This is a genomic window from Kitasatospora sp. NPDC090308, assembly GCF_044769485.1.
GTDB classification, from domain to species: domain Bacteria; phylum Actinomycetota; class Actinomycetes; order Streptomycetales; family Streptomycetaceae; genus Kitasatospora; species Kitasatospora fiedleri.
The window spans coordinates 152082-178268 of sequence record NZ_JBIVXY010000014.1; the positions used below are offsets into that span (position 1 = coordinate 152082).

Consider the following 26187-nt stretch of genomic DNA (forward strand, 5'->3'; position numbering starts at 1 on the left):
GCGGGACGGGCGGGGAGAAGGTAAAGGCGGGGTCATCGGCCGGTATGTGGTCGGTAAATCGGCACATCGACGCCGTGTCGGATTCACGCCCGGTTCACGTCCGGCCCGGAGCCTGTCGGTCACCGAACTTCGCCCTCTCCTCCAGGAGTGACCGCCATGCCGCTGTCCCGTCGGGACTTCGTCAACCGTTCGACCGTGCTCGGGGCCGGCGTCCTGATCGCCGGCAGCGCCGAGGTGCTGGCCACCGCGCCCGGGGCGATCGCCGCCCCCGCGGGCGGGGAGGCCGCCCTCGCGAAGGGCGGGCACACCGCGGTCGGCTACGGCGCGCTGGTGTCCGACCCGAAGGGGGTACTGGCGCTGCCGAAGGGCTTCTCGTACGAGGTCGTCACGCGCACCGGCGAGACCACCCTGGTCACCGGCGAGTCCACCCCGAGCAACCACGACGGCACCGCCGCGTTCGAGGGGCGGGGCGGGGCCGTCCTGCTGGTGAACAACCACGAGCTGGCCGGGCCGCGGGCGAACTGGCCGCACCCGGTGCCGCTGCTGGCGGGCCACGTCTACGACCCGGCCGCGGCGGGCGGCTGCACCGTCGTCGAGGTCTCCGGGCACGGCGACGCGCACGGGCACGGCAAGGGCCGCGGGCAGGGCGGGCGCCGGGTCCGCGAGTGGGTCGGCATCGCCGGCACCGCCACCAACTGCGCCGGTGGCGCCACCCCGTGGAACACCTGGCTGACCTGCGAGGAGACCGAGGACAAGGCCGGCACCAACGGCTTCACCAAGGACCACGGCTACGTCTTCGAGGTCGACCCGCACGACCAGGACGCCAACCGGGACCCGCAGCCGATCAAGGCGTTCGGCCGGTTCGCGCACGAGGCCGTCGTCATCGACGAGCGGCGCGGCCACGCCTACCTGACCGAGGACGCGGCCAAGCCGAACGGCCTGTTCTACCGCTGGACCCCGCCGGCCGGCTTCCGGCACGGCAGGGGCCGGCTGCGCACCCTGGCCGCCGACGCGGGCGTGCTGGAGGCGCTGAAGGCGTTCGACGCGCGCGGCAAGCTGGTCGACGACCTGTCCCGGGCCACCAAGCCCGGCACCACGTACGGCGCCGACTGGGTCAAGGTCCAGGACCGCGACGCCCGCACCACCTCGATCCGCAAGCAGTTCGAGGACGGCGAGATCACCCGGGCCCGCAAGCTGGAGGGCATGTGGTGGGGCGACGGCGGCATCTACTTCGTCTCCTCCTTCGCCCGCGAGGAGTCGCCGCTCCAGCACGACGGCCAGGTCTGGTTCTACAGCCCGACCCGGCGGACGCTGACCCTGAAGGTCATCCTCGGCGTCAACGACGAGGTCTGGACCGACCGGGGCAACTTCGACGGCCCCGACAACATCACCGTCTCGCCCCACGGCGGCCTGATCATCGCCGAGGACGGCAGCGGCCTCCAGCACCTGTTCGGCACCACCGCCGACGGCCGGACGTACGCGCTGGCGCGCAACGAGCTCAACCTCGGGACGGCCGAGGAGCCGGAGTTCAGCGAGTTCACCGGCGTGACCTTCTCGCCCGACGGGCGGACGCTGTTCGCGAACATCCAGGAGCCGGGCATCATGCTGGCGATCACCGGCCCGTGGCACCGGATGTGACGATCCGTCGGCCCTGAGGCCCGCCCGGGGAGCGCCGACTCCCCGGGCGTCGGGCGGACCGCCGGCCGGGCGGATCGCCGGTCGGGCGAACCGTCAGTCGGGCAGGCGGAGTTGGAGCATGGCGAGCAGGCGCTGCTGGGGCTGGGCGAGGTCCAGGCCGGTGAGCTGCTCGGCCCTCCGCACCCGGTAGCGCAGGGTGTTGGGGTGGATGTGCAGGGCGTCGGCCGCGGTGCGGACCTCGCCGAGGGCGTCGAGGTAGGCGAGGACGGACTCGGCGAGCCGGGTGTGGTGGCGGTCGTCGTACGCGCTGAGGGCGGTGAGGCGGGGGTCGCGCAGCTCGGGGCGGTCCTGGAGCAGGGCCAGCACCTCGGAGACCAGCACCTCGGCCTGGACGTCCTGGAGCGCGGCCACGTCCGGGACGACCCCGCCGCGGCCCATCGCGTCCAGGATCCGGTCGGCCTGGGCCCGGGAGGCCGGGACGTCGGCGAGGCCGGGGACGGTGGGGCCGATCGCGGCCCGCAGCGGGATGGACAGGTGGTCGCGGGCCGCGTCGACGGTCTCCTGGGTCCAGTCGCGCAGGGTGCCGGGCGGGACGCCGGGCGGGAGTTCGGGCAGCAGGACGTAGACCCGGGAGTCGACCGGGGCGAGCAGGGCGCCGCGGTGGCGGGTGGCGGTGTGCACCGAGATCAGGCCGATCACCTCGTCGCGGGAGAGCTCGGCGTCCCGGCCGTCGGTGGCGGCGGGGGCGTAGGCCAGCACGGTGGCCGCGCGGCGGACGTCCAGGCCCAGGTGGGTGGCCAGCGACTGCGGGCCGGTGGAGCCCTCCAGCAGGCCGGTCAGCAGGGTCTGGGTGAGCCGGGTGTCGGCCGACAACTCCCGTCGGCGGCGCACCAGTTGGCCGGCCGCGACCCGGGCGGCGCCGACCAGCGCCTGCTCGGCGGTGTCGGTCAGCGGGCGGGAGCCCTCCTGCACCCAGATGGTGCCCAGCGGCTGCGCGCCGGAGCGGATCGCGATCGCCAGCCGGCGGCGGATGCCCAGCTCGGGGTGGGCGGCGATCTCGATCGCGCCCTCGGAGCCGCGCAGGTGCGAGAAGACGCCCCACTCGCGCAGCTTGGCCAGGTACGGCTCCGGGCCCTGGCGGCCCAGGATGGACAGCCGGCGCAGGTCGTCGACCTCGTCGGTCTCGGAGGTGCGGGAGTAGGCGAGCACCCGGCTGGAGGTGTCCTCGATCGAGACGATGCCGCCGGTCAGCACGGCGACGGTCTGGGCGAGCGAGAACAGGTCGCCGGTGGCGGCCCCGCCGGGCTCCGGGCCGTCCGGGCCGTCGGAGCCGGACAGCAGGGTGCGGGCCAGCGAGTCGAGGTGCTCCCAGCGGGTCTCGCGGCGCACCGAGAGCAGTGCGACGCCCGCCTCGGTGGCGGCCTCGCGCAGCGCGTCCGCCTGGCCCGGCCCGTCCAGCTTGACCGCGACGGCGGCGGCCCGGGCCCGGCCGGCGGCGCGCAGCGCGGGGAGGGCGGCCCGGCCGCGGGCGCCGATGGCCAGCACGAGTTCGCCCGGCGCGGCGGTGGGCGGGTCCTCCGGGTCGAGGATGGCCACGTGCCGGACCGGGACGTCCAGTCCGGCGGGCGCGGCCTGGAGCTCGACCAGGGGTTCGCCGAGCGACATCAGCAGCTGGCGCAGGGGCAGGCCGGTCATCGGCGGGGTCCTCGGTTCGGAGCGGGCGGTGTTCGTCGGGGCGCGCCTGTCGGGGCGCGCCTGTCGGGGCGCGTCCGTCGGGGCGTCCGGCGGGCGTCTCTCGGGCGTTCGTCGGGCGTTCGTCGGGCGTTCGTCGGGCGTTCGTCGGGGCGGACAAGATCCGGGGTCCGAGTTTAGTGAGCCGGACAGGGCGCGGTCGCCGTGACCGGAGTGTGACGGTGTTCGTCCGGGCGGACAACGGCGAGCGGGGGAATTTGGCGGCGCGGCCAACAGTCCCGGGCCGGGACGGGGAATAGCGTTCCTCCATGGCCGGTGTGCGACCCTCGCCGGCTTCCCATGACGAGAAGGAGAGCGTGCGCCATGGATGCTGTGACCCAGGTCCCCGCGCCGGTGAACGAGCCGGTCCACAGCTACGCCCCCGGCAGCCCCGAGCGGGTCCGGCTGGAGGCCAAGCTGAAGGAGCTGGGCGGCCAGGGGCCGATCCAGCTGACCATGACGATCAACGGGGAGCAGCGCCTCGGCGGCGGCTCCGAGATCCACGTCGTGCAGCCGCACCACCACGCGGCCCGGCTCGGCACGCTGCGCAACGCCACCCGGGACGACGCGCGCGAGGCCATCGACACCGCCCTGGCCGCCGCGCCGGCCTGGCAGGCGCTCTCCTTCGACTCCCGCGCCGCGATCTTCCTGCGCGCCGCGGACCTGCTGGCCGGCCCGTGGCGGGAGACCCTCGCCGCGGCCACCATGCTGGGCCAGTCGAAGACCGCCCAGCAGGCGGAGATCGACACCCCCTGCGAGCTGGTCGACTTCCTGCGCTTCAACGTGCACTTCGCCCGGCAGATCCTGGCCGAGCAGCCGATCTCCTCGGACGGCGTGTGGAACCGCACCGACCACCGCCCGCTGGAGGGCTTCGTCTACGCGATCACCCCGTTCAACTTCACCGCGATCGCCGGCAACCTGCCGACCGCGCCCGCGCTGATGGGCAACGTGGTGATCTGGAAGCCGTCCCCCACCCAGCAGTTCGCCGCGCACTACCTGATGCGGCTGCTGGAGGCCGCCGGCCTGCCCAAGGGCGTCATCAACATGGTCACCGGCGACGGCCTGGACGTCTCCGAGGTCGCCCTCAAGCACCCCGCGCTGGCCGGCATCCACTTCACCGGCTCCACCCCGACCTTCCAGCACCTGTGGCGCACCGTCGGCGAGAACATCTCCGGCTACCGCACCTACCCGCGGATCGTCGGCGAGACCGGCGGCAAGGACTTCCTGGTCGCCCACCCGTCCGCCGACAAGGCCGTGCTGAAGACCGCGATGACCCGCGGCGCCTTCGAGTACCAGGGCCAGAAGTGCTCGGCGCTCTCCCGCGCGTACGTCCCGGCCTCGGTCTGGGCCGAGATCAAGGACGACTTCCGCGACGAGGTCGAGTGGCTCACCATGGGCGACGTCGCCGACCTGAGCAACTTCATGGGCGCGGTCATCGACGAGCGCTCCTTCGCCAAGAACAAGGCCGCGATCGACCGCGCCAAGGCCGACCCGCAGGTCGAGGTGCTGGCCGGCGGCACGTACGACGACTCGGTCGGTTGGTTCGTCCGCCCGACCGTGCTGGTCTGCCAGGACCCGGCCGCCGAGTACTTCCGGGACGAGTACTTCGGCCCGATCCTCTCGGTGCACGTCTACCAGGACGACCAGTACGACGAGATGCTCGCGCAGATGGAGTCGGTGTCCGCGTACGGCCTGACCGGCTCGATCATCGCCCAGGACCGCGAAGCCGTGCAGCACGCGATGCACGTGCTGCGCAACGCCGCCGGCAACTTCTACATCAACGACAAGCCCACCGGCGCCGTCGTCGGCCAGCAGCCCTTCGGCGGCGGCCGGGCCTCCGGCACCAACGACAAGGCCGGCGCCAAGCAGAACCTGATGCGCTGGACCTCCAGCCGCTCCATCAAGGAGACGTTCGTCCCGCCGACGGACTACCGCTACCCGCACATGGGCTGACCGGGCCCGTGTCCCGCGGGGCGGCCGCACCCCGGCCGCCCCGTACCCCCCTTCTCCACCAGCTGATCCGCTTCGCCGGGAGTCCACGATGCTCCGTTCCGCCCTCCTCGCCGCCTCGCGCTCCCCGCAGGTGCGCACCATGGTCGAGAAGTTCCCGCCCACCCACGCGATCGTCGAGCGCTTCGTCGCCGGCGACCGGCTCGACCAGGGCGTGAGCGCCACCGAGGCGCTGGTCGCCAGCGGCCGCAAGGTCACCCTCGACCACCTCGGCGAGGACACCAAGGACGCCGACCAGGCCGCCGGCACCGCCCTCGCCTACGAGCACCTGCTGACCGCCCTCAAGGAGACCGGCCTCGCCGCGGACGCCGAGGTCTCCGTCAAGCTCTCCGCCGTCGGCCAGTTCCTCCCCGTGGACGGCGAGAAGATCGCCCTGGAGAACGCCCGCCGCATCTGCCAGGCCGCCGCCGACGCGGGCACCACCGTGACGCTCGACATGGAGGACCACACCACCACCGACTCCACCCTGGCCATCGCCCGCGAACTGCGCGCCGACTTCCCCTGGCTGGGCGTCGTCCTCCAGGCCTACCTGCGCCGCACCGAGGCCGACTGCCGCGACCTCGCCCACGCGGGCTCCCGGGTGCGCCTCTGCAAGGGCGCCTACAAGGAGCCCGAGTCGGTCGCCTTCCAGGGCAAGCGGGACGTCGACCTCGCCTACGTCCGCGCGCTCAAGGTCCTGATGGCGGGCGAGGGCTACCCCATGGTGGCCTCGCACGACCCCAACATGATCAAGATCGCCGGCCAGCTCGCCGAGTGGAACAAGCGCGACGCCACCTCCTTCGAGTACCAGATGCTCTTCGGCATCCGCCCCGAGGAGCAGCTCCGCCTCGCCGAGGCCGGCAACACCATGCGGGTCTACCTGCCCTACGGCCAGGAGTGGTACGGCTACTTCATGCGCCGCCTGGCCGAGCGCCCCGCGAACCTGACCTTCTTCCTGCGCGCGATGGCCACCCGCGGCTGACGGCACGCCGGGTGACCGGCGGCGGGGCCGGATCCGGCTCCGCCGCTCAACGCCGTGAAAGGTCGAGCCCTTCGGGGCCTCACCGAGTGCTCCGGGCTTCCGTGGAGTCCGGATGGAGATCCATTCCGACTCGTGCTCATCCCGGGCCGTGCGTCGACGGCGGGAGGACGTCCACGCCGCGATCCAGATCCGCAGCAGGCCAATCAGGCTGTCAGGCATGTCGACCTGGGCAGTGCAGGCCGCTCGCCCACCCTGACCAGCCGCGGACGCCCGGCTACGCTGCCCGCATGACGATCCGGGCAGTGGTGTTCGACATCGGCGAGACGCTCACCAGCGACACCCGCTACTGGGCGGACTGGGCCCGCTGGCTGGACGTCCCGCAGCACACCGTGTCAGCGCTCGTCGGGCACGTCCTCGCCCGTGGCCTCGACAACGCCGAAGCGGTCCGCCTCATCCGGCCCGGTATCGACATCGCCGCCGAGTGGCGCGCCCGCCACGCCGCCGGGCAGGGCGACCACATCGAGGAGTCCGACCTGTACCCGGACGTCCGGCCCGCGCTACAGCAACTGCGCGACGCCGGGGTGTGGGTGGGCATCGCCGGCAACCAGAACCGCGAGGTGGCCGAGCTGCTGCGCGGGCTCGACCTGCCCGCCGACGCGATCGCCACCAGCGGCGACTGGGGCGTCTCCAAGCCGTCGCCCGGGTTCTTCGGCCGGATCGCCGAGTGGGCGCCCGGTGCCCCGCAGCAGATCCTCTACGTCGGCGACCACCCGGCCAACGACATCACCCCAGCCCGGGCGGTCGGGCTGCGGGCCGCGCACCTGCGCCGCGGGCCGATCGGCCTGACCACACCCGCGCCGGACGCCGACTGGACGGTCGACTCGCTGACGGACCTCGCAGACCTGATCGCCCGTCAACCAAGGTGAACCGCCCCGGTCTCGCCGGGGCGGTTCCGCACCCGAGATCGTGACGGCGCGGGTACCGTGCCGAGCATGCCTGGTACCGCCGCCGCCCATCTCGGGTATCGCGTAGCTGCTGCCCGCGCCGCCGCCGGCCTGTCCCGCCGCGAGGTGTACGAGTCGTCCGGCGTCTCGGTCAGCATGATCCGCGCCGTCGAGGCAGGTACCCGCAGCCCGGGTGACGCCGTCCTGGCTGCTATCGCCAGGGCCCTGCGCACCACCCCGGAGGATCTGGCCGGTGGCCCGGGCCGCACGGATTCGCGGGTGCACCAGGCGATCCCCGCACTGCAGGCCGCGATCGCCGTCTACGACCTGCCGGACGACGGCCCGGTGCGGCCGCTGCGCGAACTCGCCGCCGCGGTGGAGGAGATGACCGAGGCTCGGGTCAACTCCCGTTACAGCCTGATTGCCGGGAACATCGCGCCGCTGCTGGAGGAACTGTTCCGCGTCGTCGACCAGACCGCCGGGACCGGCCGTCGGCGGGCCGCCCACCTGCTCGCACTGGCCGTCCGTTCCGCCGACGCCGCGGCCTACAAGTACGGCTACCGCGACCTGTCCAGTCGCCTGATCGAGCTGATGCGCTGGGCCGCCGCCACCGCCGAGGACCCGGCGCTCACCGCCACCACGGCCTACGTCCGCACCGAGATCTACTTCGCCACCGGCCAGCTCGGCGCGGGCCTGCGGGCACTGCAGCAGGCCGCGGACCGGATGCCGCCGCCCACCACGGTGCCGCTGGCCGCCGCAGCCGCAGCCCTGCACATGCGGGCCGCCGTCGTGGCCGGCCGGGCACGCGCCGGCGACGGTGCCCGCCTGCACCTGGCCGAGGCCGAGCGGCTCGCCCGCGACGTCCCGGAGCGGCTGTACGACGGGACCGCGGTCGGCCCGGACTCGGTGCGCATCCACCAGCTCGCGGTGGCCGTCGAGCTCGCCGACCCGGTCGGCCTGGGCCGGGCGGTGGCGGAGGCCGGTCGGTGGGTGCCGCCCCGAGACCTGCCCGCCGAACGCAGGAGCCACTACTACATCGACCTCGGCCGGGCGCAGGTAGCGCTGGGTCACCCCCAGCACGCCCGCGAGTCCCTGCTGGTCGCCCGCCGCATCGCGCCTCAGCACGTGCGCGAGCACGGCCAGGTCCGGGCGGAGCTGGCCACCCTGGTCCGGCTCACCCGGGGCCGCGACGAGGAACTGCTGGCGATGGCCCGGTGGGCGAAGGCCGTCTGACGAGTGACACAGGTGGTGTCACTTCCTCGGGCTGCGGGCGGGGATCGTAGCGGACGTGACAGCGACACCGCCTGACCGGGGCATCAGCCCTGCGCGCCTCCAGGGAGAGGCATGCCGCGTCTGCGGCTCGACCGAGTCCCCGCTCCACCCCGGCGGCGGCATCACCGTCCCCGGTGAGATGTCGGGTGCGGTGCACGACTTCGACACCGTGGTGTGCACCAGCCACCTGGAGGTCGGCCGTGACCGGTAGCACCCGCCGCGTCGAGTCGCCGACCGGGAAGGACGGCACGTACCGGGCGTGCGGGAAGTGCTCCCGCTGCGTGTCCGGCACCGGCCGCGACCGCGATCCGGGCGCGAGCGATTGCTGGGACGACTACCTCGAAGCCGCGGCGCGGGGCCTGGCCGGCCGCCGTCCGGCGTGAGCGCCGACGAGCAGGCGGTCGCCGTCTTCGGCCACGCCGCCCGGCTTGCCGCCGTGTTGGGGAGGGAGGTGTCGATCGGGCAGGTGGCGTGTGCGTGCTTCCGCCTCCGGATCGACCTCACCGGTGCCGATCGGGTCCTCGAAGGGGAGATCGTGCAGCAGCTCTCGCGCACCGCCGCCCGGTTCGGCGGTCGGAGTTCGTCGTCCGGCCGCCGGGACCTCTGGGCGGAGTTCCACGTCGGGACCTGCCCGCAGCAGGCAGCGTTGCAGGGGTCCGCGTGAGCGCTCGGCAGGCGGCCGCCTACCAGGTCGAGGAGCTGCGGCGGGGTCCGGACGGCGTGCCGCTGTGGGGCGTGCGCCGACCTGACGGCGGGTGGATCACCGCGATGGGGCGGCCGGAGTGGTGCGTCAGTCGCCGCACGGCCGAGCAGATCGCCGCCGAACGCAATCGGGCGACGGGGACGGCGGCCGACCCTGGCTGAGCAGTTCGGGATCAGGTTCGGAGCGTGCGCAGGCGGTAACGGTCGTCATACCCCGGCCGGGGCGGACGGGGAAGTGGAAGGCGGCGGGCCCGGGGGAACGCCGGCGTCAAGTGGAGCTCAAGGCAGGGGAGTCGAGCGGAGGAGTGAAGGCGGGCGCGACGCGTCCGGCGGGGCTCTCGGGTGTCGGCGTGGCCGATGAGGAGCCGGCCGCGGGGTGGGCAGGGTCGGCGGGTCAGAGCATCGCGGCGGCGGGCTTGACCATGCTGCGGGCGGTCTTGGCGTCGACGTACTCGCCGAGGGCGGTCATCACCCACTCGCCGGAGAACTGGCGGACCAGCTTGCACATGGCGACGCCGGTGTGGGGTTCGGACTGGGCGAGGTCGAAGCGGACGAGTTCCTCTTCGGTGGCGGCGTCGACCAGGCGGCAGTAGGCGTTCTTGATGTCGGTGAACTTCTGGCCGGAGAAGGAGTTGACCACGAAGACCAGGCCGCAGACCTCGGGGGGCAGGCCGCCGAGGTGGACGGTGATGGCCTCGTCGTCACCGCCGCCCTTGCCGGTGAGGTTGTCGCCGGAGTGGGCGATCGCGCCGTTGAAGACGGAGAGCTTCATGAACCAGGCGGTGTCGATCTTGGCGCGCTGGGCGTCGAAGGCGATCACGGAGGCGTCGAGGTCGATGTTGCGGCCGCGCCCGGCGGGCTCCCAGCCGAGGCCCATCCGGACCGAGGCGAGGAAGGGCTTGCCGGCCTTCTCCAGGGAGACCGAGCCGCCCTTGACCAGGTTGACCCGGCCCTTGTCGAGGGTGATCTTGCCGACGGCGGGGGAGCCGGAGGGCATGGGGGGCGGGGTGGCGGAGCCCTGGGGCGCGGTGCTCGGCCTCGGCGGGGCGGTGGGCGGCGTGGTGGGGACGGGCGGGGCGGCCGGGGCGGCGGGGGAGGAACCGGTGGCGGCGTCGGCGGTGGCGTCGGCCGGGGCCGCGTCCTCGACCGCGACGCCGAAGTCGGTGGCGATGCCGGCCAGCCCGTTGGCGTAGCCCTGGCCGACCGCGCGGACCTTCCACTCGGTGCCGCGCCGGTAGACCTCGACCACGACCAGGGCGGTCTCGCGGGAGAGCCGCGGCGGGGTGAAGGCGAACAGTTCGCGGCCGGTGTCGGCGTCCCGGACGGTCGCGGTGGGCTCGGTGCCCGCGAAGGTGGCCCGCCGGTCGTCGAGCGAGGCGGTGACCACGATCCGGGTGATCTCCTCGGGCACCGCCGCGGTGTCGACGGCGATCGCGTCGGGGGTGCCGCCGGCCGCCGGGCGGTGCGTGACGCCCGGGCCCTGCGGGGCGTTGAAGAAGACGAAGTCGGCGTCCGAACGGACCTTGCCGGCCGCGGTGAGCAGCAGCCCCGAGACGTCCAGCCGCTTGGGCGCGGCGACTTCGACCACGACCCGGGCCGACCCCAGGGGTGCGTTGCCGCCCTGCGCCAGAACAGTCGTCACGTGCTCCTCCTCGAATCGCCGCCGTCCCCACCCTAGCCAACCCGCCCGGCCCGCCGGGATACGCCGCGAGCGAATCCGGGCCGAACCGGCTTGCCCGCCCCCGGCGGGCTCGGCGAGCATGCGGGCATGCCAGCACTGCAACGATCCGAAGCAACTGTCCGTGCCCGTCTGCTGGAGGTCCGCGGATACGCCGTCGACCTCGACCTGACCGGCGGGCCGGAGCGGTTCGGCAGCACCACCGTGATCCGGTTCGGGTGCGCCGAGCCGGGCGTCGACAGCTTCGTCGACATCGACCCGGCCGTCCTGCGGCGCGCCGTCCTGAACGGGCAGCCGCTGGACGTGGCGGCCCTGGACGGCAACCGCCTCGCGCTGCCCGGCCTGCGGGCCGAGAACGAACTGCTGGTCGAGGCCGAGATGCGCTACTCGCGCACCGGCGAGGGCCTGCACCGTTACACCGATCCCGCCGACGGCGCGGTGTACGTGTACGCCACCTGCGGTCCCGACCTGGCGGCCAAGGTGTTCGCCTGCTTCGACCAGCCCGACCTGAAGGCGCCGATCACGCTGAGCGCCACCGCCCCCGCCGAGTGGACCCTGGTCGGCAACGGCGCCAGGACCAGGGCGGAGGAGGGGCGTTGGGAGTTCGCCCCGACCAAGCCGATCTCCACCTACCTGTTCACCGTGGTCGGCGGCCCGCTGCACTCGGTGCACGGCGAGCACGACGGCATCCCGCTCGGCCTGCACGCCCGCCGCTCGCTGGCCGCCGAACTCGACCGCGAGGCGGCCGAGTTGTTCGAGGTGACGGCCGCCTCGCTGGACCGGCTGCACGAACTCTTCGACGAGCGCTACCCGTTCGGCGAGTACCACCAGGCGTTCGTCCCCGAGTTCAACTGGGGCGCGATGGAGAACCCCGGCTGCGTGGTGTTCCGCGACGAGATGCTGTTCCGCTCCCCGGCCACCGCGTCCGAGCGCGAGCGCCGCGCCATGGTGGTCTGCCACGAGATGGCCCACATGTGGTTCGGCGACCTGGTCACCATGCGCTGGTGGGACGACCTGTGGCTGAACGAGTCGTTCGCCGAGATGCTCGGCTACCGGATCGCCGCCGAGGCCACCCGCTTCACCGGCACCTGGACCGGCTTCTCGGTGCAGCGCAAGGGCTGGGGCTACGACGCCGACCAGCGCGCCTCCACCCACCCCGTCGCCGGCAACGGCACCCGCTCGGTCGCCGAGGCGATGGTCAACTTCGACGGCATCTCCTACGCCAAGGGCGCCTCCGCGCTGCGCCAGCTCGTCGCCTGGCTCGGCGACGACGCCTTCTTCGCCGGACTCAACGCGTACTTCGCCGACCACCTCTACGGCAACGCCGAACTCCCGGACTTCCTGGCCGCGTTGAGCGCCAGCAGCGGCCGCGACGTGCACGGCTGGGCGGACGCCTGGCTGCGCACCAGCGGCGTCGACACGCTGCGCGCCGAGACCGAGCGCGCCGCCGACGGCACCCTCACCGCGCTGACCGTCGTCAACGAGGGCAGCCGGCCGCACCTGATCGAGGTCGGCGGCTACCGGGTCGAGGACGGCCGGGTCGTCCCGGTCGGCCGCGTCCCGGTCGAGCTCGGCCCCGGCCGCCGGGTCGCCGTGCCCGCCCTGGTCGAGGCCGGCGCGACCCTGGTCGTCCCCAACGACGGCGACCTGACCTGGGCCAAGATCCGCCTGGACGCGGACTCCTGGCGGGCCGTCCGGGAGTCGCTGTCGGCGATCGAGGACGACGTCACCCGCGCCGTCCTGTGGGAGCACGCCCGCGACCTGGTCCGGGACGCCGAACTCGACCCCGCCGAGTACCTCGACCTGATGGAACGGCACCTGCCCGCCGAGACCTCCGACAGCATCGTCGAGACGGTCCTCGCCTTCGCCCGCACCCACGTGGCCGGCCGCTACCTGCCGCCGGCCCGCCGCGCCGAGGGCCTGGCCGCCGTCAGCCGCGCCGCCCGCGCCCTGCTGGCCGGCGACGGCAGCCAGGGCATCCGGCTGGCCGCGCTGCGCGCCGCCGTCGAGAGCAGCGGCGGTGATGACCAACTCGCCCAACTGCGCGGCTGGTTGGCCGGCGACGGGGTGCCGGACGGGCTGTCCGTCGGGCCGGAGCTGCGCTGGTCCGGGCTGGCCCGGCTGGCCGCGCTCGGCGCGCTCGACGAGGACACGATCGCCGCCGAGACGGCCCGCGAACCGGGCAGCGAGGCCGAGTTCGGCGCCGCCCGGGCCCGGGCCGCCCGCCCGGAGGAGGCCGCCAAGGCCCGCGCCTGGGACCTGCTCTTCACCCCCGACGCGGCCTCCAACCGGATCCTGGAGGCCACCGCCCGCGGCTTCTGGGCCTCCGGCGACCCGGACCGGCAGCACGCGTACGCGCTGCGCTTCTTCGAGCGGATCACCGAGGCCGCCGACCGCACCGACACCGTCGCCCGGCTGCTCGGCCAGGCGCTCTTCCCGGTCGCCGAGGCCGCCCCCGACGTGGTCGCCGCCGCCGAGGCGGTGCTCGCCGACCCCGCGCTGACGCCCGCGCTGCGGCGCAACCTCTCCGACGCGACGGACGACCTGCGCCGCACCCGGTCGGTGCGGGCGGCGTTCCGGACGGCGTAGGGGTTCCCGCGGGGGCCGGGAGGGGTCGCGGGCGCGTCGTCGCCTGCGGCCCCTCCCGGCCCCCGGCCGGCTCCGGCGGTGCGGCCCGCCGGTGGGGTCAGAAGGTGCCGCGGGCGGTGAGGGCCCGGGCGGTGGGGAGGGCGAAGGCGGAGGCGGTCCAGGTCTCGGAGGTGGCGGGGGTGGCGGGGGCGCCGGGGGCGCCGGGGGTGGGGTCGGCCGCGGCGCCGGTGATGGTGAAGGTGTAGCTGCCGGGGCGCAGCGGGAGGTCCGCGGGGGTGGTGAAGCGGTAGACCAGGGTGTCGCGTTCGAGGGCGATGGTGACGACCGCGCCGGGGAGGTCGGTGGCGGGGGTGGTGCCGGGGAGGGCGGCCGGGCGGTTGAGCCGGAACTCGACCTGGAGCGCCGTCATCGCCTCGTCGAGGTCGAGCCGCAGGGTGTGCCGGGTGCCGACCGGGCCCAGCGCGTCGGCCTGGCCGGTGCCGTGCAGGGTGAGGGGCAGCGGGGCGGAGGCGGACGGCGCGGGGGTGCGGGACGGGGCGGCCGACGGGCTCGGGCCCAGCGAGGGCGGCCGGGGGCCCGGGTCGGCCGGGGCGGACGACGCGGGCGGCGCGGAGAGGGAGGGCGAGGGCGACGGGCCGGGCGCGGGGGTGCCGGCGGGGGAGGGCCCGGGGGCGGGTGCGTCGGCGGGGCGGACGGGCGGGGCGGAGGCGGTGGCCGCGGCCGGGTGCGGGCTGGTGACGGGGGTGGCACCGCCGTTCGCGCCGCCGGTGGTGGCGGGGGCGGCCTGCAGGGTGCTGCCCGGCGCGGGGGCGGTGCTCCCGGTGGGCGGGGCGTCCGGGCTGGGGACGGGCGGCCCGCCGACGGTGACGCCGATGCGGCGGCCGACCTGCTGCTGCTCGTTCAGCAGCCAGGTGGTGGCCAGGCTGATCCCGACCACCGTGGACATCGCCACCGCCGCGCCGGAGAACCGGATGGTGGGCAGCCGCAGCCGCCCGCCGAAGGGCCCGGGCCGGCCGTGCCGTCCGGAGCGGCCCGCGCGGACGGGCCCGGGGTGTTCGCGGAGCGCCACCGGGCTCCCCTTCCTTGACAGGTCCGCACACGACGCCGCGGCCCGTGCGCGGCCCGGACGGGCCCGGACGAACGGGGCGGGAGGGACGAGACTACCAGCGGTCTGACGGGCCGCCAGATCCCGGGCCAAACCTGTGGGCCGGATCGAGTCCCGTGGTGGACCGGCGAGTTGGCGTACGCCGGTGCCACCGGTGTGGCCTGAACAGGCCATCCGAAACACCCCGTGCAACCCCCTGCAACCGTTGCGAGCGGCGGTGCGCCGGAGCACGCTGGTGCGGTACCCAGCCGCTTCGGAGAGATCGTCATGCCGTGCGACCCCCTGCCCGCCCCTTCCGACCAGCCGGTCGCCGCCACCCCCACGGGCGGCGACCGGGACGGGGCCGCCGCGCCCCCCGCGGTGGTCGAGGAGGTGCTGGTCCTGCGGATCGCCCTGGACCAGGACCTGGTCGGCGAGGTGCGCACCCGGTTCCGGTACGCGGCCGCCGCGCCGTACGAGGTGCGGCTGACCTTCCACCTGGGGCGTCCCGACGAGGCGGACTGGGTCTTCTCCCGGGACCTGCTGCGCGACGGCCTGGAATCGCTCAGCGGACAGGGCGACGTCAAGCTGTGGCCGGCGTCCTGCCCCTGCCACGGCGCGACCCTGCACCTGGCGCTGGAGTCCCCGCACGGCAGCGCCCTGCTGGAGGCGTCCCGGCCGCAGGTGGAATCCTGGCTGGAACGCACCTACGCCGTGGTGCCGGACGGCGCTGCGCCCGAACTGCTGCCCAGCGACGAGGAGTTGGCCGAGCTGCTGGCCGGCGGCTGAGCCCCGCCGGGTCGGCCCGGCAGCCGCAGCGCGCCGCGCGCCAAGTCCGCGCGCAGCTCCCGGACGGCCGGGGCGACCGAGCCGGGCAGCAGGTCGTGCGGGTCGTCCGGGCCGAGCACGGCGGTCTCGGCGCCGGCCGTCAGCCGGTACGGCCGGGCCGCCAGCAGGGCGCCCAGGTGCCTTCGCAGCCGGGAGAGTTCGGCGCGGACGGTGACGGTGCGGGCCGGGTCGGCGAACAGGGCCTCGGCGAGCCGGGCGGCGCTCAGGCCGTCCCGGTGCAGGGCCAGCAGCAGGAGCAGTTCGGCGTGCCGGGGGCTCGGCGAGTGCGACCAGGCGCCCGCGCTGCCGCGCACCCGCAGCTCGGGGCTCCCGGGGCGGCGCAGGTCCAGCTCCAGGACGGCGGACCCGGCCTGCGCGGCGAGCTCGGCCGGGCGCGGGGCGGCCGGGCGGACCAGCCAGCCGTCGGCCAGCGGCTCCACCGCGCACTCGCCCAGCGTCGGCACCCAGTGCACCCCGCCGACGCCCCAGCTGCCGGGCGGCAGCGCCAGCCGGGGCGGCCCCGGCAGGCCGGTCGCGGCGGCCGTCCAGCCCGCGCCGTCCACCACCAGGGCCGGGCCGCCGAACCGGGCCAGCAGCGGCACCGCGACCGTCCGCAGCCGGTGCAGCGCCTCCAGGTGGCCCGCCCGCAGCTCGGTCTCGGCGAGCCGGGCGGCGGTCAGCGCGAGCTGCCGCAGGTAGGGGTGGTCGCCGGTGGCGGGGCCGCTCAGGCCGACCACCCCGGCCGACCGGCCGGTGCGCGGGTCGCGGATCGGGACGCCCACGCAGCTCCAACTGCGGTGGCTGTACAGGTAGTGCTCGGCGGAGTGCACGGTGCTGGGGCGGGCGGTCCGGGCGGCCAGCCCGAGGCCGTTGGTGCCGACCTCGTCCTCGGACCAGAGCGCGCCCGGCTCGAACCCGATCGCGTCCGCGTCCCGCCGCAGCCGCCGCCCGGTCTCCAGCCACAGGACCCGGGCCTTCGGGTCGGCGACCGCGAGCACCACCGGCGCCTGCTCGCCCGGCGTGAACAGGGCGGCGCGCAGCACCGGCAGCACCTGCTCCAGACCGGTGGCGTGCCGGGTCTCCTCCAGCTCGCCGGGACGCAGCCGCCGGACCTCCCGCCCGCGCTCCGGGTCCAGCCCGAGCCCGCGCAGCCGGGCCCAGGAGTCCCCTATCTCCGGCCGGACCTCCGGCCGCTGCGGGTGCTCGTGCGCCCGCAGCCGGACCGGTCGGCGGGGTGCCCGGGCGGGCGGCGTGCCGCCGCCTCCGATCCGCTGCATGCCGTCCCCCGTCTCCCCGTCCCGCTGCCAGCCTACGGGGGGCCGGAGCGGACACGCCGGGGCGGCGGAAAGAGTCGTGCGGGCTCCGGCGGCTGCGGCAGACTGGCCTGTTCCCCGCCGCCGCGCCCCGGGCGCGCGGGGTGGTGCGAGCGGGGCGCGGCGGCGGGGGCGGCCAGGGCGAGGACGGGGCCGGTTCAGTCGTGGTCGGCGGCGGGTCGGGCCTGGGCGGTTTCGACGGCCCGGTGGAAGTCGTGGCCGGCTTCGGCGGTGGCGGCGGTGGTGGCGGTGAGGCAGCCGGCCAGGGCGAGGACGGCGAGGGCGCGCGGGGCGCGGCGGGAGCGGGTGGGGGTGCGGTCGGCGAGCAGGGCGCGGACGCGGCGGGGGACCGGGCCGGTGGTGGCGGCGGAGGCCAGGGCGGGGTGCGGGGCGGCGGGGGTGCGGGCGGCGGCCAGGGCGGCGCGGCCGATCGCCCGGGCGGTGAGGGCGCGGTCGCCGACCTCGGCGGCGGCGCACTCGTCGGCCCAGCGTTCCAGGTGGTAGCCGAGGGCCGGGCGCAGCGGCCGCAGCGCCGGGTGGCAGGCGGACGCGTACTCGCCGGCGGCCAGCAGCAGGTGGTGGCGGCCGGTCAGGTGGGCGCGCTCGTGGGCGAGCAGCGCGGCGCGTTCGGGCGGGGTGAGGGCGGCGAGCATGCCGGTGGTGGCGACGATCCGGGGCGGGCGGCCGGGCAGGGCGTACGCGTCGGCCCGGTCGTCGGTGAGGACGGTGAGGGCGGCGGGCGCGGCCGGGTCGGGGCGGCGCAGCAGGGCGCGTGGTCCGGGCGGGGGGTCGCCGGTGGCGGCGCGGGCGCGGCGCAGGTCGGCGTGCTGGTGGTGGGCGGTGCGGGCGGCCAGGGCGGTGGTGGTGAGCAGGGCGAGTGCGGCGGCGGCCGCGGTGGGGCCCCACTCCGGGGCGGTCAGCTCGCCGGGGTGCCAGTGCGCGGGGGAGAGGTGGGCGAGCGCGGCGGCGGGGGGCAGGCGCAGCAGGCCGGTGACGGCGAGCAGGCCGAGCGAGGCCAGTGCGGCGGTGCCGAGGGCGACGGCGGTGGCGGCCAGGGTGAGGGCGGCGGCGCGCGGGTCGAGCTGGTCGGCGAGGCGGCGGGCGAGCGGGGCGGCGAGCAGCGGCAGCAGCAGCGGGGCCCAGACGGCGATCGTCACGGCTGCTCGCCGAGCAGTTCGCGCAGCAGGCGCTCGTCCTCGCCGGAGAGGTCGGAGACGAAGCGGGCCAGGACGGTGGAGCGGTCCCGGCCGCGGTCGAGTTCGGTGCGCATCCGGCGGGCGGCGAGGCCGTCGGCGTCCTGGACGGTCGGGGTGTAGGCGAAGGCCCGGCCCGCCTTGGTGCGGGTGACGGTGCCCTTCTCGTGCAGCCTGGCCAGGATGGTGGCGACCGTGGTGCGGGCCAGGTCGGCGGTGAGGGCGTGCTGGACCTGCTGCGGGGTGAGCGGGCCGTCGGCGGCCCAGAGGGCGGCCAGGACCTGGGCCTCCAGTTCCCCCGCGGGCCGACGGGCGGGCGTGTCCGTCATGTCGCGCGAACCTCCGGGATTCGTCTACAGTCCTGTAGACGTCTACAACACTGTAGACGTTGGGGTGCCTCCCCGCGTGGACGCCCCCCAACGTAACGGGAGGTCCGCCAGCCTTGCCCCTGATCCCGCTCCCCGGAGCGGTGGGTGAACCGCCCGCCGCGTCCGTTCTGGTACATGTTGTCCCTGTGATCCCGAATGTTCCTCCCCCCGCCGACCTGCTCGCCTACGACGGCAGCGGCATCGACGGCGGCCTCTACACCCGGGTCACCGGGTGGGCCGAGTCCGCGCCGCACTGGTTCGACCAGCTGACCAGGGCCTGGTCCGCGTACGGCATGGCGGTGTTCGCGCTGCTGATGCTCTGGGCCTGGTGGCGGGCCCGGGCCGCCGACTCGGCGGTGATGGCCCGGGTGCTGGCCTCGCCGCTGATCGTGGTGGTCGCCTACCTGGTCAACTCGGTGCTCAAGTCGCTGGTCGAGGAGGTCCGGCCGTGCCGGCAGCTCCCCGGCAGCTTCGTGGTCGAGTCCTGCGCGCCGGCCGGCGACTGGTCCTTCCCCAGCAACCACACGGTGGCCGCGTTCTCCGCCGCCGCCGCGCTCTGGTACGCCGACCGCCGGATCGGCTGGATCGCCCTGCTGGCCGCCGTGCTGATGGGCGCCTCCCGGGTCTGGGTCGGCGCGCACTACCCGCACGACGTGCTGGCCGCCGCGCTGCTCGGCGTCCTGGTCGCCGTCCCGCCGGCACTGCTGGCCGGGCGCGCCGCCCCGCTGGTCGACCGGCTGCGGACCGGTCCGCTGGGGCCGGTCCTGGGCGCCGGGGCGGTCTGAGCGGTCCGGGCGGTCCGGGCGGGCCGCCCGGAGGCCCGGGTCGATCCGGGCCGGTCGGAGGCCGGTCGGAGGCCGGGAACGGGCCGGTCGGAGCCCCTGGAGCGGGGTGCCGGTGACCCGGCCGATCCGGGCCGGTCGGCCTCTTGTGCCGCCGCGCCGCCCGGGGAGAGCATGTGAGCCGGGCAGGGGTGACTCCCCCGCCCGGCTCGCTTTTTCCTGCAGCTCTGCGGAGGGACGTGCCATGCCGTACCGACTCGACGTCATCCAGGGGAACTGGCCCGCGGACGAGCTCGGGAAGGGGGTGGAGGGCCTGCTCGCCGACAGCACGGTGCTCAGCCTCGCCACCGCCGGACACGAGCGCGGCCCGCACGCCAACCTGGCCTTCTACGCCTTCGACTCCGACCTGGTGCTGTACTTCGTCAGCGAGCGCTCCACCCGGCACAGCCTGCACCTGGCCGAGGAGGCCAGGGCCGCCGCCACCGTCCACCTGCAGCCGCCCGCGTACGGCGAGCAGCTGCGCGGCATCCAGCTCACCGGCAGCGCGAGCGAGGCCTGGGGGCGGCAGGCCGAGGCGGCGCTGACGGCCTACCGCGGCCGCTACCCGGCGTTCGCCGCCGACCCGGAGGTGGCCGCCCAGTTCCTGGCGGGGCGGGGGCCCGCCGCGCTGTACCGCTTCCAGGTGGAGGAGCTGACGGCGGTGGACGAGCCGCGGTTCGGGCGGCGCGAGTACCTGCGCGCGCGGGTACTGCGCTGAGCCGAGCTGCCCTGGGCCGAACCGTGCTGCGCTGAGCCGAGCTGCGCTGAGCCGAGCCGTGCCGGGCTGGACCGAGCCGGGGCGGGCGGGGTGCCCGGCGCGTCGGGGTGGCCAGGTTGTATGGACAACTCTTGCGGGCGGTTCACCTTCCTGAAGGGAGCCCGACGCCCGGCGGCCACCTCGACGCCCGAGCCTGTCCGCATGAGAGTCATCGTCGTAGGAGCGGGCGTGCTGGGCACCATGCACGCCTGGCAGGCCGTCGAGCGCGGCCACGAGGTCGTCCACCTGGAACGCGAGACCGAGGCCCGCGGCGCCTCCGTCCGCAACTTCGGCCTGGTCTGGGTCAGCGGCCGGGCCGCCGGGCCGGAGCTGGAGACCGCGCTGCGCGCCCGCGAGCTGTGGGAGCGGATCGGCGAGCGCGTCCCCGGCCTGTGGTTCCGGCCCAACGGCTCGCTCACCCTGGCCCGCACCGAGGCCGAACTCGCGGTCGCCGAAGCCGCGTCGAAGCTCCCCGACGCCGAGGCCCGCGGCTACCGGCTGCTCGACCCGGAGCAGGTCCGCGCCCTCAACCCCGCGCTGCGCGGCGAGTTCCTGGCCGGCCTGCACTGCACCCGGGACGCCGCCGTCGAGCCCCGCGTCGCCCAGCCCGCGCTGCGCGCCGCGCTGGAGGCCACCGGCCGCTACACCTTCCTGCCCGGACGCGAGGTCCGCGACCTGGTCGGCGACCGCGCCGTCCGCGACGACCACGGGCAGCTGCACGAGGGCGACCTGGTGATCCTGTGCACCGGCGCCTGGCTCGGCGGCCTGGTCCGCGAACTCGCCCCCGACCTGCCGGTGCGCCGGGTCCGCCTCCAGATGATGCAGACCGACCCGCTCGGCGAGCCGCTCACCACCTCGGTCGCCGACGGCGACTCCTTCCGCTACTACCCCGCCTTCGCCGGACCCGAGCTGGACGCCCTGCGGGCCGGCCAGCCGCAGCCCCCCGTCGCCGAACAGCACCGGATGCAGCTGCTGATGGTGCAGCGCCGGGACGGCGGACTCACCGTCGGCGACACCCACGAGTACGACCAGCCGTTCGGCTTCGACGTGGTCGAGGACCCGTACGACCACCTCGCCGAGGTCGCCGGGGAGCTGCTCGGCCGTCCGCTGCCCCGGACCCGCCGCCGCTGGGCCGGGGTCTACGCCCAGTGCACCGACCCCGCCCTGGTGGTCCACCGCCAGCGGCTCGCCGACACCGCCTGGCTGGTCACCGGCCCCGGCGGGCGCGGCATGACCTGCTCCCCGGCGATCGCCGAGACCACCGCGGACGCCGCGGGCCTCTGAGCCCGCGGCCCGCGCACCCGGGGCCGGAAGGCCCCGGCACCGACGTCAACGTACCTGCGTGACAAGAAGGTTGGACATGAACGCGCACGATGTGACCCTGGTGGTGCTCGACATGGCGGGCACCACCGTCGCCGACGACGGCCTGGTGGAGCTGGCGTTCGACGCCGCCGCCCGCACCCAGGGGGTCGAGACCGGGAGCCCCGAGCACGCCGCGATGCTGGCGCACGTCCGGGCCACCATGGGGGAGTCCAAGATCTCCGTCTTCCGGCACCTGTTCGGCGACGAGGACCGGGCGCAGGGCGCCAACCTGGCCTTCGAGGCCGCCTACGAGGGCCTGGTCGACCAGGGCCGCTGCGAGGCGCTGCCCGGCGCCGCCGAGGCCATCGCCGAACTACGCGGACAGGGGCGGAAGGTGGCGCTCACCACCGGCTTCGCCCGCACCACCCAGGACCGCATCCTGGCCGCGCTCGGCTGGCAGGACATCGCCGACCTGACGCTCTGCCCCGCCGACGCCGGCCGCGGCCGCCCCTACCCGGACCTGGCCCTCACCGCGCTGCTGCGCACCCGCACCGACTCGGTCCGGCAGGTCGCGGTGGCCGGCGACACCGGCTACGACATGCTCACCGGCAGCCGGGCCGGCGCCTCGGTGGTGGCCGGCGTGCTCACCGGCGCGCACGACGCGGACCGGCTGCGCGCCGACGGCGCCACCCACGTGCTCGCCTCGGTCGCCGAACTGCCCGCCCTGCTGGCCGCCCGCTGACGGCCACCCACTGACGGCCACCCGCTGACGGGGCCTCACCCCGGCACCACCGCCCGGCCCCGACGACGCCCCGGGGCCGGGCGGTACTGGTCCGCGCGGCTTTTGCGTGGTTATCTGATGGCATGTTGCGGTCACTGCGTTCGCTCGGAGTGCTCACCCTCGGACTGGCGCTGCTCACCGGCTGCGGCTCCTCGGGCAACGGCGGCGGCGCCCCGTCCGGCAGCGCCGGGACGGCGACCGGCGGCGCCCAACCCACCGGGAGCAGCCCGCCCGCCAGCCCCAGCCCGACGCCCTCCCCGACGCCGACCCCCAGCCCCAGCCCCACCCCCGCGCCCACCCGGTCCAGCGCCGCGCCGACCACCGGCCCGAGCGACGCGCAGCTCGCCGGGCAGCGGATCGTCTACTCGTACCCCGGCACCACCGTCCCCGACACGCTGCTCCAGCGGGTGCGCGAGGGCCGGGTCGCCGGGGTGATCTTCTTCGCCGAGAACGTCGGCAACGGCGGCGACGCGCTGCGCACCGCCGTCAACCGGCTGCGGGAGGCCGAGCAGCAGAGCCCCGCCCCGCGCCCGCTGCTGCTGATGACCGACCAGGAGGGCGGCGTGGTCCGGCGGGTGCCCGGCGGGCCCGCGCAGTCCGCCAAGGACGTCGGCCGCTCCGCCGACCCGACGGCCGCCGCCACCCGCACCGGTGACGAGGCCGCCGCCGCGCTCGCCGCCTTCGGCCTCAACCTCAACCTCGCGCCGGTGCTGGACGTCTACCGCACCCCCGGCGACTTCGCCGACTCCGCGCAGCGCTCCTACAGCACCGACCCGGCCACCGTCGGCAGGCTCGGATCCGCCTTCCTCAAGGCCCAGCAGGGCGCCGGGGTGGCCGCCACCGCCAAGCACTTCCCCGGCCTCGGCAGCGCCCCCGCCGGGGCCAACACCGACGAGCAGCCCGTCACCCTGGACACCTCGCTCGACCAGCTGCGCACCGTCGACGAACGCCCCTACCGGGACGCGATCGCCGCCGGCGTCCAGCTGGTGATGTTCTCCTGGGCGGTCTACCCGGCCCTCGACCCCGGCACCCCCGCCGGGATGTCCGGCACGATCGTCCGCGACGAGCTCCGCACCCGCCTGCACTACCAGGGCGTCACCGTCACCGACGCGATCGAGGCCAAGGCCCTCGACCCGGTCGGCGGCACCCAGCAGCGCGCCCTCGCCGTCGCCCGCGCGGGCGTCGACCTGCTGCTCTGCTCCGGCCGGGACGTCGCCCAGGGCGACGCGGCGGCCGCCGCACTGGCCTCGGCGCTGGCCTCGGGCCAGCTCGACCGGAAGGACTTCACCGCCTCCGCCCAGCGGGTCGACGCACTGCGCGGCACGCTCAAGTAGCGGACGGCCGTCAGAGCACCAGCGCCAGCAGCACCGCCGCCACGGCGACGAGCACCAGGGTGAGGTGGAACGCGGCCACGTGCGCGGGCCGTTGGGGGTGGAGGTCGGCCTCGGTGCAGTGCCGCCGGGCGGGTCGGCGGCCGACCGGCGCGACCGGCGCGGGGGCCGGCGGGCCGACGGTCGCGGGCGCCGGGGCCGCGGCGTCCTCCCGGTGCTCCGGCCAGTCGGGGGCGGTGCCGGTGGCCGCCCGGTACAGGGCGGCCAGGCGGCGGCGGGCGGTCGGGGTCGACGGCGGGCGGCGCGCCGGGTCGGGCCAGCGCAGCACGGCCAGGCGGCGGGCCGGGTCGCGGAAGCGCCGTTCGAAGGCGGCCAGTTCGAGGCCGGACAGCTCCTCGTCCAGGTAGCTCCAGCGTCCGCACTCGTCCAGCTGCCCGGTCCGCCGGTACGCGTCGGCGAGGCGGCGGCGGGCCGCCAGGTCGGTCGGGTCGTTCGACAGCAGGCCGTGCAGTCGGCGGCGGGCCAGCGGCTCGCGGCCCTCCCGCAGGTCGGCCTCGGCCCTGACCAGGGTGGATTCGACGCTCATGGCCCCGGATCCTGCTGGTCCGCCCCGGCTGCGGTCAACCGGATTCGGGCAGGTCAGTGGGTGGAGCGGAGGTTGAGCAGCACCACGCCGGCGATCACCAGGGCGAGGCCGCACCACTGGAGGCGGCCCAGCGCCTCGTCGAAGAAGCACGCGCCGATCGCCGCGACGGCGGCGGTGCCCGCGCCCGACCAGACCGCGTACGCGACCGAGACGGGTATGTGCTTGAGGGCCCGGCCGAGCAGGGCGAAGGAGAGCGCGTAGCCGACCGCGACGGCGAGGCTGGGCCACAGCCGGGAGAAGCCGTCGGTGAGCTTGAGCAGGCTGGTGGCGCAGACCTCGCTGGTGATCGCCAGGGCGAGCAGCAGGTACGGCATCAGCGGGCGGGGGAGAGCGCGGCGAGGAAGGGGAGGTCGGCGTCGGCCAGGCTGTCCAGCACGGTGGTGCCCTGCGCGGCGGGGATCGGGACGGCGGACGGCACCGCCAGCACCGGGCAGCCCGCGGCGCGGGCGGAGGCCACGCCGGTCGGGGTGTCCTCGACGGCGACGCAGACGGCCGGGGCCAGGCCCAGCCGGGCGGCGGCGGCCAGGTACGGGTCGGGGGCGGGCTTGGTGCGGGGGGTGTCCTCGGCGGCGAGGGTGGTGCTGAACCAGTGCGGGCCGATGGCGCGCAGCACCAGGTCGACCACCCGGCGCGGGGACGCCGAGACCAGGGCGGTCGGGACGTCCGCGTCGCGCAGCGCGGCGAGCAGCGCGAGGGCGCCGGGGCGGGGGACGACCTCGGCCCCGACCTTGGCGGCGAAGGAGTCGTTCAGGTGCGCCACCAGGTCGGCCTCCGGGCGGGAGGTGCGGCTGCTGCGGTGCAGGTGGGCGGCGGTGTGCTCGACGGCCCGGCCGAGGACGTCCGGGAGGTCGGCGTCGGTGAGGGCCAGGTCCAGCTCGGCGGCGAGTTCGGCCGCGGCCTGCCACCACAGGTGCTCGGTGTCGACCAGGGTGCCGTCCATGTCGAACAGGACGGCGGCGGGGCGGGGTGCAGGCATGGCGGTACCTTACGGGGTGGTTTCGGGCGCACGGGGCGTGCGAGGCGGACGGGGCAGGCGGGGCGCGGCGGACGGAGCGGGGCGCGGGGCGCGGTCCCCGACCGGTGGCCGTCCGCTCCGCGCGGTTCCCCGCGCCCCGGTCGGTGCCGGGCGCGGGGAACCGGGGTCAGGGCCGGGCGGCCGGGGCGCGGTCGACCAGGACGGGGCGGTCGGGGAGGGTGGGGGCGGCGCGGGTGCCGAGCGGCAGGGTGGCGGCGGTCCCGGTGGGGAGGTCGGACTTGATCTCGGTGCCGTCGGCCAGGCGCACGGTGAGGCGGGTGACGGCGCCCAGGAAGGAGGCGGCGACCACCAGGGCGGTGCCGTCCTCGGCGGGGGCGAGTTCGACGTCCTCCGGGCGGACCAGGACGTGCAGCTCGCCGTCGGCGGGCAGGGCCCCGTCCACGGGGTGGCGGCGGCCGAGCACCTCGACTCCGCCGTCGGCGGTGCGCGAGCACGGGATGCGGCTCATGGTGCCGACGAACTCGGCGACGAACGCGGTGGCCGGCCGGGAGTACAACTCCGAAGGGGTGGCGCACTGTTCGAGGCGCCCGGCGCGCAGGACGGCGACCCGGTCGGCCATCGAGAGGGCCTCCTCCTGGTCGTGGGTGACGAACAGGGTGGTGATGCCCAGCTCCTGCTGGAGGCGGCGGATCTCCTCGCGCAGCGTGAGCCGGACCTTGGCGTCGAGCGCGGAGAGCGGCTCGTCCAGCAGCAGGACGCGCGGCCGGAGGGCGAGCGCGCGGGCCAGCGCGATGCGCTGCTGCTGGCCGCCGGACATCTGGTGCGGGTAGTGCGCGGCGCGCTGCGGGAGGCCGACGAGTTCCAGCAACTCCTGGGCACGGCGCAGCCGTTCGGCCTTGCCGACGCCGCGCATCCGCAGCCCGAAGGCGACGTTGTCGGCGGCGGTCAGGTGCGGGAAGAGGCTGTAGGACTGGAACACCATGCCGGCGTCGCGCCGGTGGGCGGGGATGCGGGTGATGTCCTCGCCGTCGACCAGCACCTCGCCGGAGTCGTGGGTCTCGAACCCGGCGAGGACGCGCAGCGCGGTGGTCTTGCCGCAGCCGGACGGGCCGAGCAGGGCGAGCAGTTCGCCCGGGCGGACCGTCAGGTCGAGGCCGTCCAGGGCGGTGGTGGTGCCGAACGTCCGCCGCAGCGAACGGAATTCGACGGTGGCGCCGCCGGTGGCGGCGTCCTGGGCGAGGGGGGCGGTGGCGGTGCTCATG

Annotated in this window: 26 protein-coding genes; 16 read left to right on the top strand and 10 right to left on the bottom strand. The window is 75.8% G+C overall.

All coding sequences use genetic code 11. The features are described from left to right. Nucleotides 1–156: 156 nt before the first annotated feature. Nucleotides 157–1638 carry an alkaline phosphatase PhoX gene (locus ACIQVD_RS27170; protein ID WP_400689902.1) on the top strand — a complete coding sequence of 494 codons (1482 nt, stop codon included), beginning with the start codon at nt 157–159 and terminating at the stop codon, nt 1636–1638. Between the two features lie 93 nt (nt 1639–1731). Here the strand turns inward: ACIQVD_RS27170 and ACIQVD_RS27175 are convergent, their stop codons facing one another. Further along, a complete protein-coding gene (locus tag ACIQVD_RS27175; protein ID WP_402291982.1) occupies nt 1732–3333 on the bottom strand; it encodes a PucR family transcriptional regulator in 1602 nt (533 codons plus the stop codon). A 360-nt stretch (nt 3334–3693) separates the two neighbouring features. Between ACIQVD_RS27175 and pruA the strand changes: the two genes are divergently transcribed. The 8 genes from pruA (at nt 3694) to ACIQVD_RS27215 (ending at nt 9420) form a co-directional block, all read left to right on the top strand. Beyond that, the gene (gene pruA / locus ACIQVD_RS27180; protein WP_402291983.1) at nt 3694–5322 is read left to right on the top strand and encodes an L-glutamate gamma-semialdehyde dehydrogenase; all 1629 of its coding nucleotides are present in this window, start codon (nt 3694–3696) and stop codon (nt 5320–5322) included. A gap of 88 nt (nt 5323–5410) precedes the next feature. After that, nucleotides 5411–6340: a proline dehydrogenase family protein gene (locus ACIQVD_RS27185; protein WP_400689911.1), complete on the top strand. Its 930-nt coding sequence runs from the start codon at nt 5411–5413 to the stop codon at nt 6338–6340. A 287-nt stretch (nt 6341–6627) separates the two neighbouring features. Then, nucleotides 6628–7266, top strand: a complete 639-nt coding sequence (locus tag ACIQVD_RS27190; protein ID WP_402291984.1) for an HAD family hydrolase — start codon at nt 6628–6630, stop codon at nt 7264–7266. Nucleotides 7267–7332: 66 nt separating this feature from the next. Further along, nucleotides 7333–8517 (top strand): helix-turn-helix domain-containing protein, encoded by a 1185-nt coding sequence (locus tag ACIQVD_RS27195; protein ID WP_402291985.1) that lies wholly within the window; start codon nt 7333–7335, stop codon nt 8515–8517. A gap of 55 nt (nt 8518–8572) precedes the next feature. Continuing rightward, nucleotides 8573–8767 carry a hypothetical protein gene (locus ACIQVD_RS27200; protein ID WP_400689920.1) on the top strand — a complete coding sequence of 65 codons (195 nt, stop codon included), beginning with the start codon at nt 8573–8575 and terminating at the stop codon, nt 8765–8767. Beyond that, complete coding sequence (locus ACIQVD_RS27205; RefSeq protein WP_400689923.1) at nt 8757–8939, top strand: hypothetical protein; 183 nt, start codon at nt 8757–8759, stop codon at nt 8937–8939. Before ACIQVD_RS27200 ends, ACIQVD_RS27205 begins: the two co-directional genes overlap by 11 nt. After that, nucleotides 8936–9220 (top strand): hypothetical protein, encoded by a 285-nt coding sequence (locus ACIQVD_RS27210; RefSeq protein ID WP_400689925.1) that lies wholly within the window; start codon nt 8936–8938, stop codon nt 9218–9220. Before ACIQVD_RS27205 ends, ACIQVD_RS27210 begins: the two co-directional genes overlap by 4 nt. Then, nucleotides 9217–9420, top strand: a complete 204-nt coding sequence (locus ACIQVD_RS27215; RefSeq protein ID WP_400689928.1) for a hypothetical protein — start codon at nt 9217–9219, stop codon at nt 9418–9420. The genes ACIQVD_RS27210 and ACIQVD_RS27215 overlap by 4 nt, the downstream gene beginning before the upstream one ends. Nucleotides 9421–9652: 232 nt before the next feature. On the opposite strand, the gene ACIQVD_RS27220 is transcribed toward ACIQVD_RS27215, so the two are convergent. Further along, complete coding sequence (locus tag ACIQVD_RS27220) at nt 9653–10888, bottom strand: TerD family protein (protein WP_402292014.1); 1236 nt, start codon at nt 10886–10888, stop codon at nt 9653–9655. A gap of 138 nt (nt 10889–11026) precedes the next feature. Here ACIQVD_RS27220 and pepN point away from each other — a divergent pair, with 138 nt between their 5' ends. Beyond that, on the top strand, nt 11027–13525 hold the full coding sequence (pepN, locus tag ACIQVD_RS27225) for an aminopeptidase N (protein ID WP_402291986.1): 2499 nt from the start codon (nt 11027–11029) through the stop codon (nt 13523–13525). Between the two features lie 97 nt (nt 13526–13622). Here the strand turns inward: pepN and ACIQVD_RS27230 are convergent, their stop codons facing one another. Continuing rightward, nucleotides 13623–14594: a hypothetical protein gene (locus ACIQVD_RS27230; protein WP_402291987.1), complete on the bottom strand. Its 972-nt coding sequence runs from the start codon at nt 14592–14594 to the stop codon at nt 13623–13625. A 303-nt stretch (nt 14595–14897) separates the two neighbouring features. On the opposite strand from ACIQVD_RS27230, the gene ACIQVD_RS27235 reads away from it, so the two are divergent. Further along, nucleotides 14898–15398, top strand: a complete 501-nt coding sequence (locus ACIQVD_RS27235; RefSeq protein WP_400689937.1) for an SsgA family sporulation/cell division regulator — start codon at nt 14898–14900, stop codon at nt 15396–15398. On the opposite strand, the gene ACIQVD_RS27240 is transcribed toward ACIQVD_RS27235, so the two are convergent. From ACIQVD_RS27240 to ACIQVD_RS27250, 3 genes are all read right to left on the bottom strand, one after another. Beyond that, nucleotides 15317–16714, bottom strand: a complete 1398-nt coding sequence (locus ACIQVD_RS27240; RefSeq protein ID WP_402291988.1) for a transcriptional regulator — start codon at nt 16712–16714, stop codon at nt 15317–15319. The genes ACIQVD_RS27235 and ACIQVD_RS27240 overlap by 82 nt on opposite strands. A gap of 194 nt (nt 16715–16908) precedes the next feature. Next, nucleotides 16909–17907 (bottom strand): M56 family metallopeptidase, encoded by a 999-nt coding sequence (locus ACIQVD_RS27245; RefSeq protein ID WP_402291989.1) that lies wholly within the window; start codon nt 17905–17907, stop codon nt 16909–16911. After that, nucleotides 17904–18272 (bottom strand): BlaI/MecI/CopY family transcriptional regulator, encoded by a 369-nt coding sequence (locus ACIQVD_RS27250; RefSeq protein WP_400689945.1) that lies wholly within the window; start codon nt 18270–18272, stop codon nt 17904–17906. Before ACIQVD_RS27250 ends, ACIQVD_RS27245 begins: the two co-directional genes overlap by 4 nt. Before the next feature lie 185 nt (nt 18273–18457). Here ACIQVD_RS27250 and ACIQVD_RS27255 point away from each other — a divergent pair, with 185 nt between their 5' ends. From ACIQVD_RS27255 to ACIQVD_RS27275, 5 genes are all read left to right on the top strand, one after another. Continuing rightward, entirely contained in the window at nt 18458–19096 is a 639-nt protein-coding gene (locus tag ACIQVD_RS27255; protein WP_402291990.1) for a phosphatase PAP2 family protein, read from the top strand. 241 nt (nt 19097–19337) lie between these two features. Continuing rightward, entirely contained in the window at nt 19338–19850 is a 513-nt protein-coding gene (locus tag ACIQVD_RS27260) for a pyridoxamine 5'-phosphate oxidase family protein (protein ID WP_402291991.1), read from the top strand. A gap of 201 nt (nt 19851–20051) precedes the next feature. Then, nucleotides 20052–21173, top strand: coding sequence for a TIGR03364 family FAD-dependent oxidoreductase (locus ACIQVD_RS27265; protein WP_402291992.1), 1122 nt, complete (start codon nt 20052–20054; stop codon nt 21171–21173). Nucleotides 21174–21249: 76 nt separating this feature from the next. Next, complete coding sequence (locus ACIQVD_RS27270; protein ID WP_400689953.1) at nt 21250–21933, top strand: phosphonatase-like hydrolase; 684 nt, start codon at nt 21250–21252, stop codon at nt 21931–21933. Nucleotides 21934–22055: 122 nt separating this feature from the next. Further along, the gene (locus ACIQVD_RS27275; RefSeq protein WP_402291993.1) at nt 22056–23306 is read left to right on the top strand and encodes a glycoside hydrolase family 3 N-terminal domain-containing protein; all 1251 of its coding nucleotides are present in this window, start codon (nt 22056–22058) and stop codon (nt 23304–23306) included. A 10-nt stretch (nt 23307–23316) separates the two neighbouring features. Here the strand turns inward: ACIQVD_RS27275 and ACIQVD_RS27280 are convergent, their stop codons facing one another. The 4 genes from ACIQVD_RS27280 to ACIQVD_RS27295 all read right to left on the bottom strand — a co-directional run bounded on the left by ACIQVD_RS27280 (nt 23317) and on the right by ACIQVD_RS27295 (nt 26186). Further along, nucleotides 23317–23889 carry a DUF6584 family protein gene (locus ACIQVD_RS27280; RefSeq protein WP_400689959.1) on the bottom strand — a complete coding sequence of 191 codons (573 nt, stop codon included), beginning with the start codon at nt 23887–23889 and terminating at the stop codon, nt 23317–23319. 53 nt (nt 23890–23942) lie between these two features. Beyond that, a complete protein-coding gene (locus ACIQVD_RS27285) occupies nt 23943–24263 on the bottom strand; it encodes a DMT family transporter (RefSeq protein WP_400689962.1) in 321 nt (106 codons plus the stop codon). Next, nucleotides 24263–24925, bottom strand: coding sequence for an HAD family phosphatase (locus ACIQVD_RS27290; protein WP_100840221.1), 663 nt, complete (start codon nt 24923–24925; stop codon nt 24263–24265). Before ACIQVD_RS27290 ends, ACIQVD_RS27285 begins: the two co-directional genes overlap by 1 nt. 166 nt (nt 24926–25091) lie before the next feature. Continuing rightward, nucleotides 25092–26186, bottom strand: a complete 1095-nt coding sequence (locus ACIQVD_RS27295; RefSeq protein ID WP_400689967.1) for an ABC transporter ATP-binding protein — start codon at nt 26184–26186, stop codon at nt 25092–25094. Nucleotide 26187: the final 1 nt, after the last annotated feature.

Coding starts and splice junctions, on each gene's coding strand:
- ACIQVD_RS27280 (WP_400689959.1), bottom strand. CDS start 23,889: ATGAGCGTCGAATCCACCCTGGTCAGGGCCGAGGCCGACCTGCGGGAG.
- ACIQVD_RS27250 (WP_400689945.1), bottom strand. CDS start 18,272: ATGACGGACACGCCCGCCCGTCGGCCCGCGGGGGAACTGGAGGCCCAG.
- ACIQVD_RS27170 (WP_400689902.1), top strand. CDS start 157: ATGCCGCTGTCCCGTCGGGACTTCGTCAACCGTTCGACCGTGCTCGGG.
- ACIQVD_RS27275 (WP_402291993.1), top strand. CDS start 22,056: ATGTTGCGGTCACTGCGTTCGCTCGGAGTGCTCACCCTCGGACTGGCG.
- ACIQVD_RS27290 (WP_100840221.1), bottom strand. CDS start 24,925: ATGCCTGCACCCCGCCCCGCCGCCGTCCTGTTCGACATGGACGGCACC.
- ACIQVD_RS27185 (WP_400689911.1), top strand. CDS start 5,411: ATGCTCCGTTCCGCCCTCCTCGCCGCCTCGCGCTCCCCGCAGGTGCGC.
- ACIQVD_RS27295 (WP_400689967.1), bottom strand. CDS start 26,186: ATGAGCACCGCCACCGCCCCCCTCGCCCAGGACGCCGCCACCGGCGGC.
- ACIQVD_RS27260 (WP_402291991.1), top strand. CDS start 19,338: ATGCCGTACCGACTCGACGTCATCCAGGGGAACTGGCCCGCGGACGAG.
- ACIQVD_RS27235 (WP_400689937.1), top strand. CDS start 14,898: ATGCCGTGCGACCCCCTGCCCGCCCCTTCCGACCAGCCGGTCGCCGCC.
- pepN (WP_402291986.1), top strand. CDS start 11,027: ATGCCAGCACTGCAACGATCCGAAGCAACTGTCCGTGCCCGTCTGCTG.
- pruA (WP_402291983.1), top strand. CDS start 3,694: ATGGATGCTGTGACCCAGGTCCCCGCGCCGGTGAACGAGCCGGTCCAC.
- ACIQVD_RS27265 (WP_402291992.1), top strand. CDS start 20,052: ATGAGAGTCATCGTCGTAGGAGCGGGCGTGCTGGGCACCATGCACGCC.
- ACIQVD_RS27240 (WP_402291988.1), bottom strand. CDS start 16,714: ATGCAGCGGATCGGAGGCGGCGGCACGCCGCCCGCCCGGGCACCCCGC.
- ACIQVD_RS27270 (WP_400689953.1), top strand. CDS start 21,250: ATGAACGCGCACGATGTGACCCTGGTGGTGCTCGACATGGCGGGCACC.
- ACIQVD_RS27190 (WP_402291984.1), top strand. CDS start 6,628: ATGACGATCCGGGCAGTGGTGTTCGACATCGGCGAGACGCTCACCAGC.
- ACIQVD_RS27195 (WP_402291985.1), top strand. CDS start 7,333: ATGCCTGGTACCGCCGCCGCCCATCTCGGGTATCGCGTAGCTGCTGCC.
- ACIQVD_RS27285 (WP_400689962.1), bottom strand. CDS start 24,263: ATGCCGTACCTGCTGCTCGCCCTGGCGATCACCAGCGAGGTCTGCGCC.
- ACIQVD_RS27175 (WP_402291982.1), bottom strand. CDS start 3,333: ATGACCGGCCTGCCCCTGCGCCAGCTGCTGATGTCGCTCGGCGAACCC.